The sequence below is a fragment of the Rhizobium aethiopicum genome (assembly GCF_014197535.1).
Classification (GTDB): domain Bacteria; phylum Pseudomonadota; class Alphaproteobacteria; order Rhizobiales; family Rhizobiaceae; genus Rhizobium; species Rhizobium aethiopicum_A.
In genome coordinates, this window is sequence record NZ_JACIFV010000009.1 from 62,692 (window position 1) to 79,450 (window position 16,759).

Here is a 16,759-nt window from a genome sequence, read left to right on the forward strand (position 1 = left end):
TTGAATGGATAATCTGCTTACTCGCAGTTGGCGGCATGGTTTCGGCCATGTGGGTGATGCTGTGACCCCAACGCCAAAATACATCGAAACCGTCAAGCGTCGCGTATGGGAAATCCACATTCGCGACCACGACAAGCATATCCGCCGCGAAGATCTGAACGCCGTTCTCGGCGGAGTCGATTTCGTTCTCGACTACTACAGCAATAAAGTAGCGGAGCTGGAGGCGGTCATCGCAGCAGAGAGGACCACCAACCAAATTGAATGTAGTCGGTATGCGTACGAGCGTGACGTGGCGCGCCGAGAGCGGGATGACCTTATAGCGCAACAGTCATCCCCCACGCCCACTTCAATCACCGGGGAGACCTTAGCATCATGACAACAATGATCGAGCGGGTGGCGCGGGCCATAGCAAAAGAAAACAATACGGACGCTGCATTTGATCTCCCTTGGGAGTTCTTTATTGGACAAGCCCGCGCCGTCCTTGAAGAGATACGCGAGCCGTCGGCGGCGCAACTGGCCGCCGCTGAGGAGATTGTCGTCGGCTATGACGACTTCGCATGCGGCGATGGCAATGTCTATCTCGCCTACCCAGAGTACTACGACAAGGCCAAGCACGTTTGGCAGTCGCTGATAGACGCAGCACTCAAGGAGGAAACACCATGACCGAGAACCAAGTACCAGCCTGGACGCCCGCCGGCGAGCTCACCGCAGTGCCGGCCTCCAATGACAACGTTCCTTCCGAATTGCGCGCGCTTGGCGCGGCAATAGGGAAGCATGAAAGTAGCGACAGCCCACAACAGAATATTAGTGCGGCCAACGATAACTTCCCGCCCGTCGTCGCATTCACCGGCCAGGCTGGCGCCGGCAAGTCTACGGCCACCCGCTACCTCGTCGAGCAGCACGACTATACACTCGTCAAGTTCGCCGGGCCGCTCAAGGATATGATGCGGGCTATTGGTTTGGCGGAGGATCAGATCGAAGGCGACCTGAAAGAAACGCCGACGCGGCTACTGCAAGGAAAAACACCGCGGCACGCGATGCAGGCCCTTGGTACGGAGTGGGGCAGGGATCTGATCGGCAAGGATTTCTGGACATTCTTGTGGGAGCATCGCGCTCTTCAGGTCATTGACGCCGGCGGCCGCGTCGTTACAGACGACTGCCGCTTTCCGAACGAAGCGCAGCTTATCCGCCGACTGGGCGGAGACATCTACAAGATCGCTGGCCGTGGCGGCATTGCTGGTGACCACGTCAGCGAGCGCGGCTGCGGTGATCAGGATCTGGTGATTGCGAACGCTGGCGCGGTCGCAGAGTTGCACGGCAAGATCGAGGAGGCGCTGCGGCGGTATGGGTGATCCATCTTGACAAATTTGTTGAATGAAGTTAGGAGTGTCGTACCGTACACCACCAAGAGGAGCTTAAAGTGGAGTGTGAAGTTAGAGAGGGCGACCTTCTCATGGGCGCCAACGCAATCGCCAAGTTTCTTGGCGTAACATCGCGGCAAGTCTACCGGCTCACCTACGGAGATTTGATGCCGCATTTCAAACTAGGCGGTAGCGTTGCGGCTCGCCGTTCGTCGCTCACAAAATGGATGGCTGAACAAGAGGCGGCATCCTGATGGCGTACTTTGTATATGCGGTGGGTGGGAAGGACGACGCTGGCCCTCTATCTGGCATGCTAAAAATAGGTCGCGCGCGGGATCCGCATAACAGGCTTGTCGAGCTTCAGATCGGATGCCCGTTTCAGGTTGAACTAAAGCGGATATGGCGATTCTCAACTCAGAGCCACGGATGCGAATTTGAGTTAGCGTGTCACAAGCGGTTCCGGAACCAGAAGGTAAGCGGAGAGTGGTTCCGCATCGATCTGGAAAACGTGCATCAATTCATTGTTGAGTTGGCCGAAGTTCGGATGCTGCAAATATCACACGCAGATGGCAACAACTCGGCTCCATGCCCAACTCCACCTGCTCCTCCGAAGTTTTCTTTGGCTAATGCAGCAAAAGCGTTCATGGAGGCCAGAAGACAGGCCGCTATGTGAATAACCACCAAACCCAACCACCACAGAGAAGGAGACTGAAATGAGAGTCAATAAGTTTGAGCGCGAAAAATACGGCATCAGCGTAGATCTCATGTCCAGAATGTGCGGCCTGAGTACGGCGCGCATCAAGGAAGTCGAGGACGGCTATCTTGATCTTATCGGTCGCGGAATTCCGGAGAGCCGGCTGAAAGCTACAGCAGACGGCGATCGCATGTTTGCGGTCGTGGACGAAATCAAGGCGGAACAGGACAAGACAGTTGAGGCTCTGATTGGCCGGCTCATATCGAGTGGCGTTGATGTGTCGCTGAAGACGCTGCATCACCCAGGTCGCACGACAACTTACCAAGTCGAGTTGTCGTGTAACGACTACGCAGGCAAGGGCCTATCATCGATAGGCCGCGGCAGTTCGCAACTTTCGGCGCTTACCTCGTCTATCGACGTGATGCGAGGAGTTGTTGGGATGGTATCGCCCCTATTCCCGGTGACGAGCAAGGAAGCCGCATGACTGCTCCACATGACGTTATGGCTACGGTGAGGGAGCTTCTTGACTCATTGGGTGTACGGCCATCCAGCTTCGACATCGGGAAAGCCATTGAGGCAGCCATCCTCGCAGAGCGACAGCGTTGCGCGGATGTGACTGAGGATATTGTCTCGTACCTAAAAGAGACGAAGACCATGAACCGGTCTTATGCGGTGCGCGCCGCCTACAATGCGGCCCGCGCCATCCTCAACCCCTAAAAATAATAACGGGCGGATCTGGTGCCGCCCTTTTTTATTATATTGCCAATGCACTGCAGGCCGCCTGTCTGAATGGCCTGCCGTATGCTTTTCCTGCTATCCAGATTTGATAGAGCTCGCGTCCACAAGCGCTCCGATCTCGAGATAGCACTACCGCTGAAAGCTCGCCTAGCCGCACCGCCTGGCCGATTCTGAACTTCCATTCTGCCTTATAAAGTCTCCTTGGTCTTTGGGGGTCTTCTTCTTTGATTGCCCCGGTGTCATGCACTTCCATCAGCATCATGCTGTTCCCCGCCACATCACGGTGCGCGGCACCGTAGCCGGGGGTTCACAACACGCCACGAAGACATGCCGGTACGCCTTTAGGCCGAAGCCCTGGACATACGCGCACCGCCCGCCGGCCATGTGAATGGCCCAGGCAATGCGCCTGCCGCTAAGCAGCGCATGTGTTCGACTTCGCTTGCGCGAAGCCTATTCGTGGTCAGGGTTGTGAAGCCCGAGTCGATTAATAACCCAAAAGACGTATGACGCAATATCATAACTTTTGAGGAGAGTTAGCCGTTGCTAATGAGTCACTAACGATGTGCGGGAATGGGAATTGGCGTGGGAACGGGCGGCGAACAAGCAGCCAAGACGCTGTACAGATTTTGTACGTTTCGTGCTGATTTCACGTACAATTTCATGCTTTGTTCTGCACACGAAAGCTGCCTCGCTCAAAGTGTGTTTGTTCTATCTTATTGTAATTACTAGAGAAAACTGGTGCTGCCGAGTGGGATTGAACCACCGACCTCACCCTTACCAAGGGTGTGCTCTACCACTGAGCTACGGCAGCAGGACCAGATCCGCATGGAGCCAGCCGGCTCAATTGCGGGAACGGGGCGGCTATTGCCACAGCTTGACGATAAGCGCAAGCCGCAAAATCCAACTTCGCGTGGATAGAGGTGCAGGGGACTTTTGGATCGGCGCGAATTCGGCTAATTCTGTTCACATGAACGACAAGACCGAAACCGGCCAGCAGAGCCGTAAAGAGGCGATCGAGGCACAGGCGAAACTGCGCCGCGAGCGCGCCGCCGAAAAGCTCAGGGAAAATCTCTCGAGACGCAAGCAGCAGGTGCGTGCCCGCCGTTCCGGCCAGGCCGATGAGACAAATGGATTGCCCGCCGCAAAAATGGACGAATCGTAATGTTCCGTCCGGGGCGAATTGAAGCCTCCTCGTAAATCCCCTAAACACCTCACTCCTTCTTTCAAGACAGAACTTTCAGGAAGTAAGCGCACATGGATCGTATCAGAATTGTCGGCGGTAATGAGCTGAATGGCATCATTCCCATTTCCGGCGCCAAGAATGCCGCACTGCCGCTGATGATCGCCTCGCTTCTGACCAGTGATACGCTGACGCTGGAAAACGTGCCGCATCTGGCCGATGTCGAGCTTCTGATGCGCATCCTCGGCAATCACGGCGTCGACGTAGCCGTCAACGGCCGCCGCGAGCGCCAGGAAGACTCCTACGCCCGCACGATCCATTTCACCTGCCGCACGATCGTCGATACCACCGCCTCCTATGAACTCGTCTCGAAGATGCGCGCCTCCTTCTGGGTCATCGGTCCGCTCTTGGCGCGTGAGGGCCATTGCCGCGTGTCGCTGCCGGGCGGCTGCGCCATCGGCACGCGCCCGGTCGATCTTTTCATCGAAGGCCTGACGGCGCTTGGTGCGACCATGGAGATCGATGCCGGCTATATCAATGCCAGGGCGCCCGACGGCGGTCTGATCGGCGCGCGCTACACCTTCCCGAAGGTTTCGGTCGGCGCCACCCATGTGCTGATGATGGCGGCGACCCTTGCCCGCGGCACGACTGTCATCGGCAACGCCGCCCGTGAACCCGAAGTCGTCGATCTCGCCAACTGCCTGAACGCCATGGGCGCCAAGATATCGGGCGCCGGCACCTCGACCATCACCATCGAAGGCGTCACCTCGCTTTCCGGCGCCCGCCACCGCGTGCTTCCGGACCGCATCGAGACCGGCACCTACGCCATGGCCGTCGCCATGGCCGGCGGCGACGTCGTGCTCGAAAATACCGATGTGGCGCTGCTCGAAACCGCGGTGGAAACGCTGCGCCGCGCCGGCGCCGAAATCTCCGCCACCAATAACGGCATGCGCGTCAGGCGTAACGGCGCCGGCATCAAGCCGGTCGATATCGTCACCGATCCGTTCCCGGGCTTCCCCACCGATCTGCAGGCGCAGTTCATGGCGCTGATGACCCGCTCCTCCGGCATCTCGCACGTCACCGAGACCATCTTCGAAAACCGCTTCATGCACGTGCAGGAGCTTGCCCGGCTCGGGGCCAGGATCACGCTCTCCGGCCAGACGGCGAAAATCGAGGGGGTCCAGCGCCTGCGCGGCGCGCCCGTCATGGCGACCGATCTGCGCGCCTCCGTCTCGCTCGTCATCGCCGGCCTTGCCGCCGAGGGCGAAACCACGGTCTCCCGTGTCTATCACCTCGACCGCGGTTTCGAGCGGCTCGAAGAGAAGCTGACCCGCTGCGGGGCCGTCGTCCAGCGCATCAGCGAATAAGAGACACCTTCATTCCGGTTGCGTAATCGGCCGCAGCATCTTATTTCCCTTGTCTGACGCATCGCCATTCCGGCGATGCCTGTTAAACAGCAAGAGCATGATGTCGTCCGAAAACCGCTCGCATTTTTCGGCAACATGCTCTGGGGATTGAGCCTGAATGACCGACCTGAAGCTTGTTGCGCTTGATGACGAGGACCTCGCGATCATATCTGCGCATATGCAGGATAGCGTCTTCAAGGTCGGCGACATCGACTGGTCGCCGCGCGGCGCCCAGTTCGCGCTTGCCGCCAACCGCTTCGTCTGGGAAAGTGCTGCGCGCAAGCGCAGAGGTTTCGAGCGCCGCCGCGCCGCTCTGGTGTTCAAGCGCGTGCTTGCCGTCCGTTCGCTCGGCATCGATCGCGGCAAACGCGATGAGGTTCTGTCGCTGCTGGCGCTGCGTTTCGAGAAAAAGGGCGAGGGGCCGGATGGCACGATCGAGCTGGCGCTGTCGGGCACGGCCTCGATTGCGCTCGACGTCGAATGCATCGAGGTCCAGATGGCCGATATCGGCGGCGCATGGCAGGCGGCTTCCAAACCCCGCCACCCCTGAATGGTTTGACGCCTGAAGTTTGAACATCGCGGTTCGAGTTGAGAAGGAATATAGGTCTTGGCAATCTGGCTGGATCAGGCATCGGAAGGTTTCGAGCAGCACTTTGCCGCTTTTCTGACGACGAAGCGCGAAGTGTCCGAGGATGTGAATGCCGTCGCTCGCGCTATCATCGATGATGTCAGGGCGCGCGGCGATGTGGCGCTGGCCGAGTATTCGCTGAAATTCGACGGCATCGATTTCGCCACCGTGCCGATGCGCGTCACGCCTGAGGAGATCGACGCCGCGATCGAGGCGGTGCCTGCCGAAGTGCTGGGCGCGCTGAAGCTCGCGGCATTGCGCATCGAGAGCCACCATCGCCGCCAGCTGCCGAAAGACGATATCTACGAGGACGATCTCGGCGTCGGTCTCGGCTCGCGCTGGACGGCGATCGAGGCAGTCGGGCTCTATGTCCCGGGCGGCACCGCGAGCTATCCGAGTTCGGTGCTGATGAATGCCGTCCCGGCCAAGGTCGCCGGCGTCGAACGCGTCGTCATCGCCGTTCCTGCCACAGGCGGCGCCGTCAATCCGGCGGTGCTCGCTGCCGCCAGGCTCGCCGGCGTCACGGAGATCTATCGCGTCGGCGGCGCCCAGGCGATCGCCGCTCTCGCCTTTGGCACCGAGACCATCGCTCCCGTCGCCAAGATCACCGGCCCCGGCAATGCCTATGTCGCCGCTGCAAAGCGCCATGTATTCGGCACCGTCGGCATCGATATGATCGCCGGCCCCTCCGAGGTGCTGGTGATTGCCGATAAGGACAACAATCCTGATTGGATCGCCGCCGACCTTTTGGCGCAGGCCGAGCACGATGCCAGCGCTCAGGCGATCCTGATCATCGACGATGTCGAATTCGGCAAGGCGGTGGAGCAGGCGGTCGAACGCCAGCTGAAGACGCTGAACCGCGCCGAGACTGCAGCGGCAAGCTGGCGCGATTTCGGCGCCGTCATCCTCGTTGGCGATCTGAAGCAGGCTATTCCGCTCGCCAATCGCATCGCAGCCGAGCATGTCGAGCTCGCCCTCGCCAACCCCGACCGGCTGCTCGACGGCATCCGCAATGCCGGCGCGATCTTCATCGGCGCTCATACGCCCGAGGTCATTGGCGATTATGTCGGCGGCTCGAACCATGTGCTGCCGACGGCGCGTTCGGCGCGCTTCTCCTCCGGTCTTTCGGTGCTCGATTTCGTCAAGCGAACCTCGATCCTGCGCCTGGGGCCGGGTGAGCTGCGCACCCTCGGCCCGGCGGCGATCGCGCTTGCGGTCTCCGAAGGCCTCGATGCCCATGCGCGGTCGGTCGCGATCCGCCTCAACCTCGATTAGGTGAAGGGATGGCGGCGGGCGATTTCCGGCTTTGCGACGTCGTCCTCGACGATACGATCGGCCGTTCGACGCCCGATGTCGAGCATGAACGCGCCGTCGCCATCTTCGATCTCATCGAGGAGAACAGGTTCGAGCCGCTCGGTCATACCGGCGGTCCTTACCGGCTGAACATCTCGCTGATGGATTCGAAGCTGGTGTTCGCCATCAAGACGGAAGAAGGCGGCGATGTCGCCACCCATATCCTGTCGCTCACCCCTTTCCGGCGGATCGTCAAGGATTATTTCATGATCTGCGAAAGCTATTACGAAGCGATCCGATCGGCCACGCCAAGCCGCATCGAGGCGATCGACATGGGCCGGCGCGGCATCCACAATGAAGGCTCGCAGACGCTGAAGGACAGGCTGGCGGGCAAGATAGAGGTCGATTTCGACACCGCCCGGCGCCTGTTCACCCTGGTCTGCGTGCTCTACTGGCGCGGGTGACGGTGATGGATCTCGGCGCCGACATCGAGGAGGGAAAGAGGCCGGGCGCCATCCTCTTCATGTGCGGTCTGAACGCCATTCGCTCGCCGATGGCCGAAGCAATCGCCCGTAGCATTCTGCCTGCCAATACCTATATAAGGTCTGCCGGCGTTCGCGCCGGCGAGCGCGATCCCTTCGTCGATGTCGTGCTCGAGGAAATCGGGCTTTCCCTTGGGCGCCGCCAGCCGCAGACGCTTGATGAACTCGAGGACGATTATTTCGATCTGATCATCACGCTGTCGCCGCAGGCCCATCACGCCGCACTCGAGCTGACGCGGTCGAACGCGATCGACGTCGTCTACTGGCCGACCATGGATCCGACGGTCGTCAGCGGCACGCGCGAGCAGATACTGGACAGCTATCGCGAAGTTCGCGATCACCTGGCCGGCCTCATCGAAAGCCGGCTGCTCAAACGAAATGGCATTGCCGCGCAATCGGCATGAAAACAAATAAAGGAAAGCCTGATCAACAAGGTTCACAAACCTGCGTTGATTGTGTAGTTTCCGCCCAAATTTTAAAGGCGCGCGTTGCGCTGCCTCTGCAACCCACAGGAAGAAAACCTCTATATGCCGAAAGAAGAAGTCCTCGAATTCCCGGGAATCGTCACCGAACTTCTGCCGAATGCGACGTTTCGCGTGAAGCTTGAAAACGAACACGAGATCATCGCCCATACCGCCGGCCGCATGCGCAAGAACCGCATTCGCGTTCTCGCGGGCGACAAGGTGCTTGTGGAAATGACGCCCTACGATCTGACCAAGGGCCGCATCACCTATCGTTTCAAGTAAGTCTGCCCACCGTCCGCCGATGGTCGAGGTTTCATGGCGCTGAAATACAAGCTCATTCTGGCCTCGGGCTCGCCCCGCCGCGTCGACCTGCTCAACCAAGCCGGCATCGAGCCTTCGCGCCTGATGCCGATGGATATCGACGAGACGCCGAAGAAGTCGGAGCATCCGCGTTCGCTCGCCCGAAGGCTTTCGGCCGAGAAGGCTGAGGCAGCACTTGCCGCCATCAAGGGCGACATCACCTGGAAGGGCAGCTATATCCTCTCCGCCGATACGGTGGTCGCCGTCGGTCGGCGCATTCTCGGCAAGGCCGAGTTCGCCGACGAGGCGCTGAGCTCGCTGCATCTCCTGTCGGGACGCAACCATCTCGTCTATACCGGCATTTGTCTGGTGACGCCGGACCGCAAGATCCGCCAGAAGATCGTCGAGACCAAGGTCCGCTTCAAGCGGCTGTCCGGTTTCGAGATCGAGAACTACCTCGCCTCCGGCCAGTGGCGCGGCAAGGCTGGCGCTTATGGCATCCAGGGTCTCGCCGGCACTTTCGTGCAGAAGATGGTGGGCTCCTACACCAATGTCGTCGGCCTGCCGCTATATGAAACCATTCTGCTTCTGACCGGCGAAGGCTTCGATGTGCATAGCCGGTGGCCCGAGGGCTGACCGACGGCCGATGCTTAAAGCGCGTCACGATCTTTCAGATCCGCGCGTCGCGCTTTAAGGCTTTGTTTTTATGCGTGTCGTTGTCGCAACCGCTAACCATTTGCGCGCCATGCTTTAGGACGAACCGATCATGCCCGAAGACAAGAAAGCCGCCGCCAAGGTCGAACCGCTGCGCAAGACGCGCCCTTGCCCGGAATGCGGCAAACCATCGAACCGCGAACATTACCCCTTCTGCTCCAACCGCTGCCGCGAGGTCGATCTCTCCCGCTGGCTGACCGGCTCCTACGCCATTCCGGTGGCTGACGACGAAACGAAGGCCGATTATCCCGACGAGGAAAACTAGCAGATTTCCTCCCCGAAGCTCTTATTTTTCCTTGTGAATCGGCAAAATCGGCGAGGCCGTCAAAAAAGAGTCATTTGACGCTTGCCATGGGCGAACAAGATGCTATAACCCCGCTCGCTTCCGGGGCGAACCAAGGCCCCGCGGTTCTTTTCATCAGGAGCACCCTCGCGAAGCAGGTTGGCCCAGGTAGCTCAGTTGGTAGAGCAGCGGATTGAAAATCCGCGTGTCGGTGGTTCGATTCCGCCCCTGGGCACCACACAATCTCCCAAAGCAGTCTCATGCGTCCGGTCTCGAACTTGTCTCATCAATCGGAGGCTTTGGCCTGTAATTGCGTCTGTCCGTTCAAGTACGCTTAAGGCCGACCATTCTATGTGGCCTGCCCGACGAAAGGACGGCAAACTGGGCTGGTCCGCCTCACATCGGTTCGGCGTTCCTGAGGAAACGCTATCCCAAGCGTCTACTCGATGCTCGCCAAAACCTCGGAAATCACGGAGAATTTCGTGGCCTGCCAGCGTCTGTAGTCGAGGACGAATCTCGCGGAGATCCAGCAATTCCCGCTCATTTGGGTTGCCTCCCATCCCAGCAATCCTTGATTTTGCGCGGCCGCCAGCAATCTGCTGGCATGACTGCGGGAAATGACATATTCGGCTGCGGTCAATCGTGCGGAGACATCGCCCACCCAGGTGCGTTCACCTACGACCGGTGCCAGTGGCACACGCGACATGAGGTCGTGCAATATATTGCTTCCGGATTCGGACCTTACGAACAGCGCAATGCTTTCGGGCGGGCTATACCAATCCGGATGGTTAAACAGCCGACGTGCGATACGCGGGTGAGCGCGATACAGAATTGTCTCATCCGCCTCCGACCACCGACAGCGATCTCCCGCGTCCATGCCGTCCAGGGAACGAAGGTGCCCCTCGAACCATTGCCGGATCAAGCTTTCAGCATAGGCGCTCGCCTGTAACGGCTTGGCGCGCCGATCGGTCGTCTCTACCGGCTCGAATAATTTGTAATACGCCATCTCCTTCACATGTGCGACCACGGTGTTGGGGCTGGCGATGTGGTTCTCGATCAGAAACTTTGCGAGGTTGGAAGCGGTCAAAGGGGGACAAGACGGGTTGAGCTTCCGCTCAAAATGCAATGCCAACGCCGCCTGGCTGAGCAGCCACTTCTGCAGATCGGCAACATAACGCACTATTCTCGGCGCTCTGCGATGGATTGCCAGTAATTCTAAGGCGGATTCACGCAGAGCTGCCGCAAAGGCGGCGTCCGTCATGAGATCTTCAACACTGTAGCTGCGGCATCTATTCTGCAGTGAGGCTGAACGTAATGATATCGACATTTAAACCGAAGTGTAAGCGATGCTGGTTCGGGATAATAGAAATAGCGAATTGACAAAAGTCACTGCTAGGCCAGCGACTGGCCGACTTTATCCAAAATTTGCGTACAATTCGAGCAGGCTTTTGTTGTAGACGTTTGATTAACAAAGGGCGATATCGGCCGGGTTCTTCATGGAGACCTGCAGCCCCGCTCTCTCAGGATCGGCGATTGAATGTTGCGAGCATCGCCGCGCCGACCAGACCGGACAGCAGAGACCCCAGCAGGATGCCCATCTTCACATGGTCCTGGACGTCGGGATCGTTGAATGCAAGCAGCCCGATGAAAAGGCTCATGGTGAAACCAATGCCGCAGAGGGCGGCCACACCGGTCATCTGCCCCCAGCTCGCCTTGGCTGGAAGGTCGGCGAGACCGATTTTGACGAGCAGGAAGACCGTGGTGAGGACGCCGACCAGTTTTCCGAGCAATAGGCCCGCCGCCACGCCGAGCGTCAATGGCTCTGTCAACGTGGCTGCCGAGACGCCGGAGAAGGAGACGCCGGCATTGGCAAAGCCGAAGATCGGAACGACGACGAATGCGACGGGCTTGTGGAGGATGTGCTCGAGATGGTGCAACGGCGACTGCTCGTGGCTTGCTTCGGGCGTGCCAGGGGTCACCTTTAGCGGAATCGTCAGAGCGAGGAGAACGCCGGCCAGCGTCGCGTGGATGCCGGATGCAAAGACGAGCACCCACAGCACGGCGCCGAGCAGCAGATACGGCCAGAGCTTCAGAATCCTGGCACGGTTCATGCCATAGAGCGCCGCGAGCACTGCCGCAGCCCCGGCAAGCGCCAGGAGGTTGAGATCGTTCGTGTAGAACAGCGCGATGATCACGACGGCCCCCAGGTCATCGATGATCGCCAGTGCCGCCAGGAAGATCTTCAGCGAGGCAGGCACGCGCGGTCCGAACAGCGAGATGACGCCCAGTGCGAATGCGATGTCCGTCGCGGTCGGAATCGCCCAGCCACGCAGGGCCGCCGGGTTTTCCCAGTTGAACAAGAGATAAAACAGGGCGGGGAAGAGCATGCCTCCCACGGCGGCTGCGCCCGGAAGCATGCGGCGACTCCAGCTGGAGAGCTGGCCGTCCAGCATTTCGCGCTTGATCTCGAGGCCGACGAGCAGAAAGAACAGCGCCATCAGCGCGTCATTGATCCAGTGCAGCAGGCTGAGCGGCCCCAGATAGACGTGAAGAGCGTGGAAGTAACCCTCTGCAAGCGGTGAGTTCGCCGTCACGATTGCCGCCAAGGCGACTGCCATCAGGGCGAGACCGCCTGACGCTTCGCTATCGAGGAACTGGCGAAGGGTGGATCGGATGAGACCTGGAGAGATAGGCTGCGACACCGGTCAGCGCTCCCTTTTGTTTTGGAAGGTTGATCTTCAGTCTCCGTCGATTTCGGGAAAGCCCGTGGCGCACGCAGCACACGCCATCCCTGCAAGATAAAGGGGTCGCATCGCCATTTCCAGCGAAATCGGAAAAGAGGCGCAGGTCAGGTTGGACCTGCAGCTCGCTTCGCTTCTCACTGGAATGAGTAATCAGCCGGCACCATCTGCGTTTCTATAGCGAAGGTGACGATGTCGCCGAGTTCGGGGATGGCAAAATCCAATCCCCACTCGCTGCGACGGATGCTGCCGGTCGCCGAGAAACCGATCTTCGGCACGCCCATCATCGGGTGCTCGGCCATTGAACCGTTGAAGGTGACGTCGAGCGTTGCCGGGTGCGTCTCACCGCGTAAGGTCAGGAGGCCTTCGACGGTGCCGGTCTTATTGCCCGTTACATGGATCTTCCTAGAAACGAAGGTGATCGGCTTGGCCGCCAGGAAGCTCTCGTCTCCGCCGATCTCCGCATCGAAGTTGACCTTCTCGGGCCATGGATAGTCGGTGCGGACCGAAAGCGGATCAATCGTGACCAAAAGCGTGGAGGCCTCAGGTTTTTCGGGCTTCCAGTCGAGCCGCGCATCGACTCCGGTAAAGCGCGCGGTGTAGTGGGACAGGCCGGAATGGTCGAACGACCAATTGAAACTCGAATGCGAGGGATCGGTCTTGTAGGGTCCGCCCGGCGCAGGATCGGTGGCGGCGGCATGGGCAAAGGTCGTGGTCAAAGCCAGAGCAAGGGCGAGTGCAGTTATGCGAAGCATTGATAGTTCCTCGGATGGGAAATGATGAGGTTGTCGGCTCACGCCGCCTTGTCGCGGCGGATCGTCCGGAGGCGCTCCCAGACGCGGTCGGACCGGGGAATGTCGAGATCGAAGACTGTCTCGAACGTGTCGCCGAGATGGGCGGCGCTCGTAATGCTCTCCTCGCTGAGGCTGTTCGCCGTCACGCGGCGCAGACGGTCGTTCTGGAGGGCGACGTAGCCGTCCGCCGTGTGCCGCAACACCGCGAGCGCATTGGTGAACGGAGAGCCGCGATCTTGCATCAGCCAGCCATGTGTTGCGGCCATCGCGGCTTCGTCGCTGTAGTCGAGCCGGAAATCGAAACTTTTCGCGATGCCGAGCACATGGTTACTGAAGCGCAGCCAGTTCCCGTCGGCCGGCATAATCGAGAAATCGAAGCCGCGTTGGCTGATCGGCCCGGCCACAAGCGGCACCGGCTCGATGATGGCGTCCGCTATGCCGACCTCGGCGAGATAGGGACGGTCGAAGTCGACACGCAGCGTCAGATGATTGCCGATGGCGATATCGCCAAGCTTTTCCCGGTCGACGGCGCCGCAAAGGCGCGTCACACGGAAGCCCAGTGCAGCAAGCGCGGCGCCGAAGAGGCCGTTCATCTCATAACACCAGCCGCCGCGCCGCCTCTCGACCATCTTGGCGAATGCCGCAGCCGGGGTGATCGCGGAGGGCCATCCCATGAAGGCGTCCAGTGCCTCCCATGTAAAACTCATGAGATGGGCGCGATGCAACTGCGACAAGCTGTCGATGTCGAGGCGCGAAGGCCGCTCGACCCCGATCCGGGCCAAATAGGCATCGAGTTGCGCGGTTGTCAGGGTCACTGCGTTTTCATTCGAAGGTACATGTGTCATCGTTCGGTCTCCTTTCAAATGGACCGTTGCTCATTATCGAGACGTGTTTGCGTTGGTTCAGGCCACCTTGCGATCGTCCTCGGGTGGGAAGGTCAGGCCGAAGCCGCGGGCGATCGAGGCGATCTGCTCGGGCGTTTCCGGCTTGCAGAGTTCTACGATCGGAAAGAAGCTTTCGAACCCGCCCGGGGTGACGATGACCATGAGGCGGCCCTCGGTCTGCCCCACATTGCGGAACCGGTGCGGCACACCGCGCGGCAAGGCGATAGAGCCGCCTTCCGTGAGTTCGACATAATCGCCGGCGCACCAGAAGCCGAAGCGGCCCGAAAGAACGCGAAACAACTCGTCCTCGCGCTCATGCACGTGCAGTGGCGGACCTTCGCCAGGCAGCACGCAGGCTTCGAACATGCCGAGCGAACCGCCGGTATTTTCCGCCATAATACGAAGGACATGCTTGCCAAAGGCCATTACCGCCATCCCGTGCGCCGGCGGCGAAACCGCCGCATGATCAAACTTCTCCATTTCTCTTTCTCCAAATTCGTCCCGCATCGACCGCCGGCGGTTTCGCCTGCGGCGAAACGCAGAAATCCGTGCCCCGCTCCGCTATGCGGGGCGGGCGCGATTGTCTTTCGCCCGGCGGCACGGGGCCGCCGAACACCCGGGTGTGATGATAATCGAGGCCGTCCGGCCGGTACGTCGCTTCTATAGCGCAGCGAAAAAACCGGCGTTCCTAAATGAATGTGCAAGCCGTACCGGGAATCCTAAAAGTTTGCTAAGGAGGATTGGGGCAAAGCAATGGGGGACGCCAGTGAGGCTTGATGACAGGCTTCTCGATTTTTTCAACAGGCCGCTGATGTGCATCATCGCGGTGGCTGACGAGACCGGCCGTCCTTCGGCGGGACGCGGCGTCGGCTTCCATCTTCTTGAAGACCGGGAAACGATCGACGTCATCTTTTCAGCCTGGCAGTGGCCGCGGCTCGAAATCGGTATACGCCAGACCGGGCGGATCGCCGCCACCTTCGTAACCCCCTCGGATTATGTAAGTTTCCAGCTGAAGGGGAGCGCCGGGATGCGAGAGATCCAGCGTTCTGACCTCGATCGCGCCGATCATTTCATCGCCGCGGCGACGAACGAGCTCGAATCGCTCGGCGTCCCCCGGCGTCTTATCGCGCCATGGCTGACGGCGCGCGAGGCGCGGGTCGCCCGGCTGGTGATCAGTGAAATCTATGTCCAGACGCCCGGTCCGCTCGCCGGCATGCTGGCGGGCACCCATGTTGGCGCGCGGTCCCAATGAATCTGCGGCTTTCCGATCTTTCCGCCTGCTTCGAGGGTGTCATTCCCTCCATCATCGCCACGGCCTCGGCCGACGGCATGCCGAACATATCCTATCTCTCCCATGTGGTGCGGGTCGATGAGGAGCATGTCGCGCTCTCCAACCAGTTCTTCGCCAAGACGGCGGCGAATATACGCGCCAACCCAAAGGTCACGCTGATCCTGGTGGACGGGTTCACCGGCGACCAGTTTCTGCTCGACATTGGTTTTGTTCGTTCGGTCGATGCCGGCGCGCTGTTCGACAAGATCGCCCGCCAGCTCAAGGCGAGCAGCGCGCAGATCGGCATGTCGGATGTCATGCGGCTGAGGAGCGCCGATATTTTCCGGGTGTACGGAATTGAGAAGGTTCCCTCGCCGGTGGAAACAGCTTCGCCGCCGAGCAGCCGGGCGCCTGTCAGCCTCCCGGATCTTTCCAAGGCGATCAAGGCGATCGAGCGACAGTCGGAGGCCGATGAGATCATCGACAGCCTGCTCGTCGGCGTCAAGCACGTGCTGGGATACGGCAACGCGCTCGTGCTCATCCACGACAACCATCGCGGCTGCCTGATCACGACGGGCAGCATCGGCTACGAGCGCTCGGGCCTCGGATCCGAAATCGCAGGCGGCGAAGGATTGATCGGGGCTGCGGCAGCGGGTGGACAGACGATCAAGGTCAGTGACATGAGCCGTGTGCGCCGGTTTGGCGAAGCCATCGGTCTGGAGGCGGAAGGGGCTGAAAATGCGACGCGCACGATCGCTTTCCCGCATTTGCCGACGGCAATGAGCCAGATTGCCGTTCCCATGATCGCCGGCGGCGCGGTGACGGGCGTGCTCTTCATCGAGAGCACGGAGCGGCTCGCCTTTCGAGAAGAGGACGAGGCTGCTCTCGAGATACTGGCGGGACAGGCTGCCAGCGCCCTCAGGGCCAGCGAGCGGGCAGCGGCTGCCGCCGAACAGAGACCTGCGATCAGCACGCCCGAGCCTGTTGCCGCCGGCCGAGAAATTCGCATTGTCCATCACCGCTTCGATGACAGCGTGTTCATCGATGGCACTTACATCGTGAAGGGCGTTGCCGGCACACTGCTGCGCCTGATGCTCGACTGGCATCTGAGCGACGGCAGAAGCGAGTTCACCAACCGGGAAATGCGGTTGACCGCCGGCGCACGCATGCCGGAGATCAAGGACAATCTCGAAACCCGGCTCTTGCTGTTGCGCCGCCGGCTCGAAGAAAAGCAGGCGCCCATCCGCCTCGCGCGCGTCGGCCGGGGCCGCGTCAAACTGGAGGCGGAAGGACCGCTGGTCCTTGAAGCCGTCGCAGGTGAATCCCCATAAGCTGAGTGCGGCGCAATCCTCCGGCGGCGCCTGCGCCAAACGAGCCCCGCCACGTCCCACGAACAAAACCGTACCATCGTGCGAAGGCCGATCACCAATTCGTGTTCGTCATGCCTGTAACTAGCGGGATCGTCGT

Annotated in this window: 23 protein-coding genes and 2 tRNA genes; 19 read left to right on the forward strand and 6 right to left on the reverse strand. The window is 60.2% G+C overall.

All coding sequences use genetic code 11. The features are described from left to right. Positions 1–4: 4 nt before the first annotated feature. The 7 genes from GGD53_RS14670 (at position 5) to GGD53_RS14695 (ending at position 2,772) form a co-directional block, all read left to right on the forward strand. Positions 5–376 (forward strand): hypothetical protein, encoded by a 372-nt coding sequence (locus tag GGD53_RS14670; protein ID WP_184457131.1) that lies wholly within the window; start codon positions 5–7, stop codon positions 374–376. Next, the gene (locus GGD53_RS14675) at positions 373–663 is read left to right on the forward strand and encodes a hypothetical protein (RefSeq protein ID WP_184457133.1); all 291 of its coding nucleotides are present in this window, start codon (positions 373–375) and stop codon (positions 661–663) included. The genes GGD53_RS14670 and GGD53_RS14675 overlap by 4 nt, the downstream gene beginning before the upstream one ends. Further along, positions 660–1,352 (forward strand): deoxynucleotide monophosphate kinase, encoded by a 693-nt coding sequence (locus tag GGD53_RS14680; protein WP_210303214.1) that lies wholly within the window; start codon positions 660–662, stop codon positions 1,350–1,352. The genes GGD53_RS14675 and GGD53_RS14680 overlap by 4 nt, the downstream gene beginning before the upstream one ends. A 101-nt stretch (positions 1,353–1,453) precedes the next feature. Beyond that, positions 1,454–1,615: a helix-turn-helix transcriptional regulator gene (locus GGD53_RS32240; RefSeq protein WP_348647423.1), complete on the forward strand. Its 162-nt coding sequence runs from the start codon at positions 1,454–1,456 to the stop codon at positions 1,613–1,615. Further along, entirely contained in the window at positions 1,615–2,034 is a 420-nt protein-coding gene (locus GGD53_RS32385) for a GIY-YIG nuclease family protein (RefSeq protein WP_184457135.1), read from the forward strand. The genes GGD53_RS32240 and GGD53_RS32385 overlap by 1 nt, the downstream gene beginning before the upstream one ends. A gap of 40 nt (positions 2,035–2,074) precedes the next feature. Beyond that, a complete protein-coding gene (locus GGD53_RS14690; protein WP_184457137.1) occupies positions 2,075–2,539 on the forward strand; it encodes a hypothetical protein in 465 nt (154 codons plus the stop codon). Further along, the gene (locus GGD53_RS14695) at positions 2,536–2,772 is read left to right on the forward strand and encodes a hypothetical protein (protein WP_184457139.1); all 237 of its coding nucleotides are present in this window, start codon (positions 2,536–2,538) and stop codon (positions 2,770–2,772) included. The genes GGD53_RS14690 and GGD53_RS14695 overlap by 4 nt, the downstream gene beginning before the upstream one ends. A gap of 757 nt (positions 2,773–3,529) precedes the next feature. On the opposite strand, the gene GGD53_RS14700 is transcribed toward GGD53_RS14695, so the two are convergent. After that, positions 3,530–3,604, reverse strand: a tRNA-Thr gene (locus GGD53_RS14700). A 156-nt stretch (positions 3,605–3,760) separates the two neighbouring features. Here GGD53_RS14700 and GGD53_RS14705 point away from each other — a divergent pair. From GGD53_RS14705 to GGD53_RS14750, 10 genes are all read left to right on the forward strand, one after another. Next, on the forward strand, positions 3,761–3,955 hold the full coding sequence (locus tag GGD53_RS14705) for a hypothetical protein (RefSeq protein ID WP_010034782.1): 195 nt from the start codon (positions 3,761–3,763) through the stop codon (positions 3,953–3,955). 92 nt (positions 3,956–4,047) lie between these two features. After that, positions 4,048–5,340: a UDP-N-acetylglucosamine 1-carboxyvinyltransferase gene (murA, locus tag GGD53_RS14710; protein WP_184457147.1), complete on the forward strand. Its 1,293-nt coding sequence runs from the start codon at positions 4,048–4,050 to the stop codon at positions 5,338–5,340. A gap of 157 nt (positions 5,341–5,497) precedes the next feature. Next, complete coding sequence (locus tag GGD53_RS14715) at positions 5,498–5,929, forward strand: DUF2948 family protein (RefSeq protein ID WP_064800610.1); 432 nt, start codon at positions 5,498–5,500, stop codon at positions 5,927–5,929. Between the two features lie 57 nt (positions 5,930–5,986). After that, positions 5,987–7,282: a histidinol dehydrogenase gene (gene hisD, locus GGD53_RS14720; RefSeq protein WP_184457149.1), complete on the forward strand. Its 1,296-nt coding sequence runs from the start codon at positions 5,987–5,989 to the stop codon at positions 7,280–7,282. An 8-nt stretch (positions 7,283–7,290) separates the two neighbouring features. Then, complete coding sequence (locus GGD53_RS14725; protein WP_184457151.1) at positions 7,291–7,764, forward strand: UPF0262 family protein; 474 nt, start codon at positions 7,291–7,293, stop codon at positions 7,762–7,764. 5 nt (positions 7,765–7,769) lie between these two features. Continuing rightward, positions 7,770–8,246: a low molecular weight phosphatase family protein gene (locus tag GGD53_RS14730; RefSeq protein ID WP_184457153.1), complete on the forward strand. Its 477-nt coding sequence runs from the start codon at positions 7,770–7,772 to the stop codon at positions 8,244–8,246. A 123-nt stretch (positions 8,247–8,369) separates the two neighbouring features. Beyond that, a complete protein-coding gene (gene infA, locus GGD53_RS14735) occupies positions 8,370–8,588 on the forward strand; it encodes a translation initiation factor IF-1 (protein WP_003545338.1) in 219 nt (72 codons plus the stop codon). A gap of 33 nt (positions 8,589–8,621) precedes the next feature. Beyond that, positions 8,622–9,242, forward strand: coding sequence for a Maf-like protein (locus GGD53_RS14740; RefSeq protein WP_011423951.1), 621 nt, complete (start codon positions 8,622–8,624; stop codon positions 9,240–9,242). A 130-nt stretch (positions 9,243–9,372) separates the two neighbouring features. Beyond that, positions 9,373–9,585, forward strand: a complete 213-nt coding sequence (yacG, locus tag GGD53_RS14745; protein ID WP_064800614.1) for a DNA gyrase inhibitor YacG — start codon at positions 9,373–9,375, stop codon at positions 9,583–9,585. Positions 9,586–9,765: 180 nt separating this feature from the next. Then, a tRNA-Phe gene (locus GGD53_RS14750) sits at positions 9,766–9,841 on the forward strand. 201 nt (positions 9,842–10,042) lie between these two features. On the opposite strand, the gene GGD53_RS14755 is transcribed toward GGD53_RS14750, so the two are convergent. The 5 genes from GGD53_RS14755 to GGD53_RS14775 all read right to left on the reverse strand — a co-directional run bounded on the left by GGD53_RS14755 (position 10,043) and on the right by GGD53_RS14775 (position 14,502). Beyond that, a complete protein-coding gene (locus GGD53_RS14755; RefSeq protein ID WP_184457155.1) occupies positions 10,043–10,864 on the reverse strand; it encodes a hypothetical protein in 822 nt (273 codons plus the stop codon). Positions 10,865–11,123: 259 nt separating this feature from the next. Then, the gene (gene nhaA, locus GGD53_RS14760) at positions 11,124–12,305 is read right to left on the reverse strand and encodes a Na+/H+ antiporter NhaA (protein ID WP_184457157.1); all 1,182 of its coding nucleotides are present in this window, start codon (positions 12,303–12,305) and stop codon (positions 11,124–11,126) included. Positions 12,306–12,481: 176 nt separating this feature from the next. Beyond that, the gene (locus GGD53_RS14765) at positions 12,482–13,099 is read right to left on the reverse strand and encodes a YceI family protein (protein ID WP_184457159.1); all 618 of its coding nucleotides are present in this window, start codon (positions 13,097–13,099) and stop codon (positions 12,482–12,484) included. A gap of 38 nt (positions 13,100–13,137) precedes the next feature. Next, positions 13,138–13,983: an arylamine N-acetyltransferase family protein gene (locus GGD53_RS14770; RefSeq protein ID WP_184457161.1), complete on the reverse strand. Its 846-nt coding sequence runs from the start codon at positions 13,981–13,983 to the stop codon at positions 13,138–13,140. 57 nt (positions 13,984–14,040) lie between these two features. Continuing rightward, positions 14,041–14,502, reverse strand: coding sequence for a cupin domain-containing protein (locus tag GGD53_RS14775; protein WP_184457163.1), 462 nt, complete (start codon positions 14,500–14,502; stop codon positions 14,041–14,043). Between the two features lie 286 nt (positions 14,503–14,788). On the opposite strand from GGD53_RS14775, the gene GGD53_RS14780 reads away from it, so the two are divergent. Together GGD53_RS14780 and GGD53_RS14785 are read left to right on the forward strand one after the other, a co-directional pair. Next, positions 14,789–15,274, forward strand: coding sequence for a pyridoxamine 5'-phosphate oxidase family protein (locus GGD53_RS14780; protein ID WP_184457164.1), 486 nt, complete (start codon positions 14,789–14,791; stop codon positions 15,272–15,274). Continuing rightward, positions 15,271–16,623 carry a GAF domain-containing protein gene (locus GGD53_RS14785; protein WP_184457166.1) on the forward strand — a complete coding sequence of 451 codons (1,353 nt, stop codon included), beginning with the start codon at positions 15,271–15,273 and terminating at the stop codon, positions 16,621–16,623. The genes GGD53_RS14780 and GGD53_RS14785 overlap by 4 nt, the downstream gene beginning before the upstream one ends. Positions 16,624–16,759 lie beyond the last annotated feature (136 nt).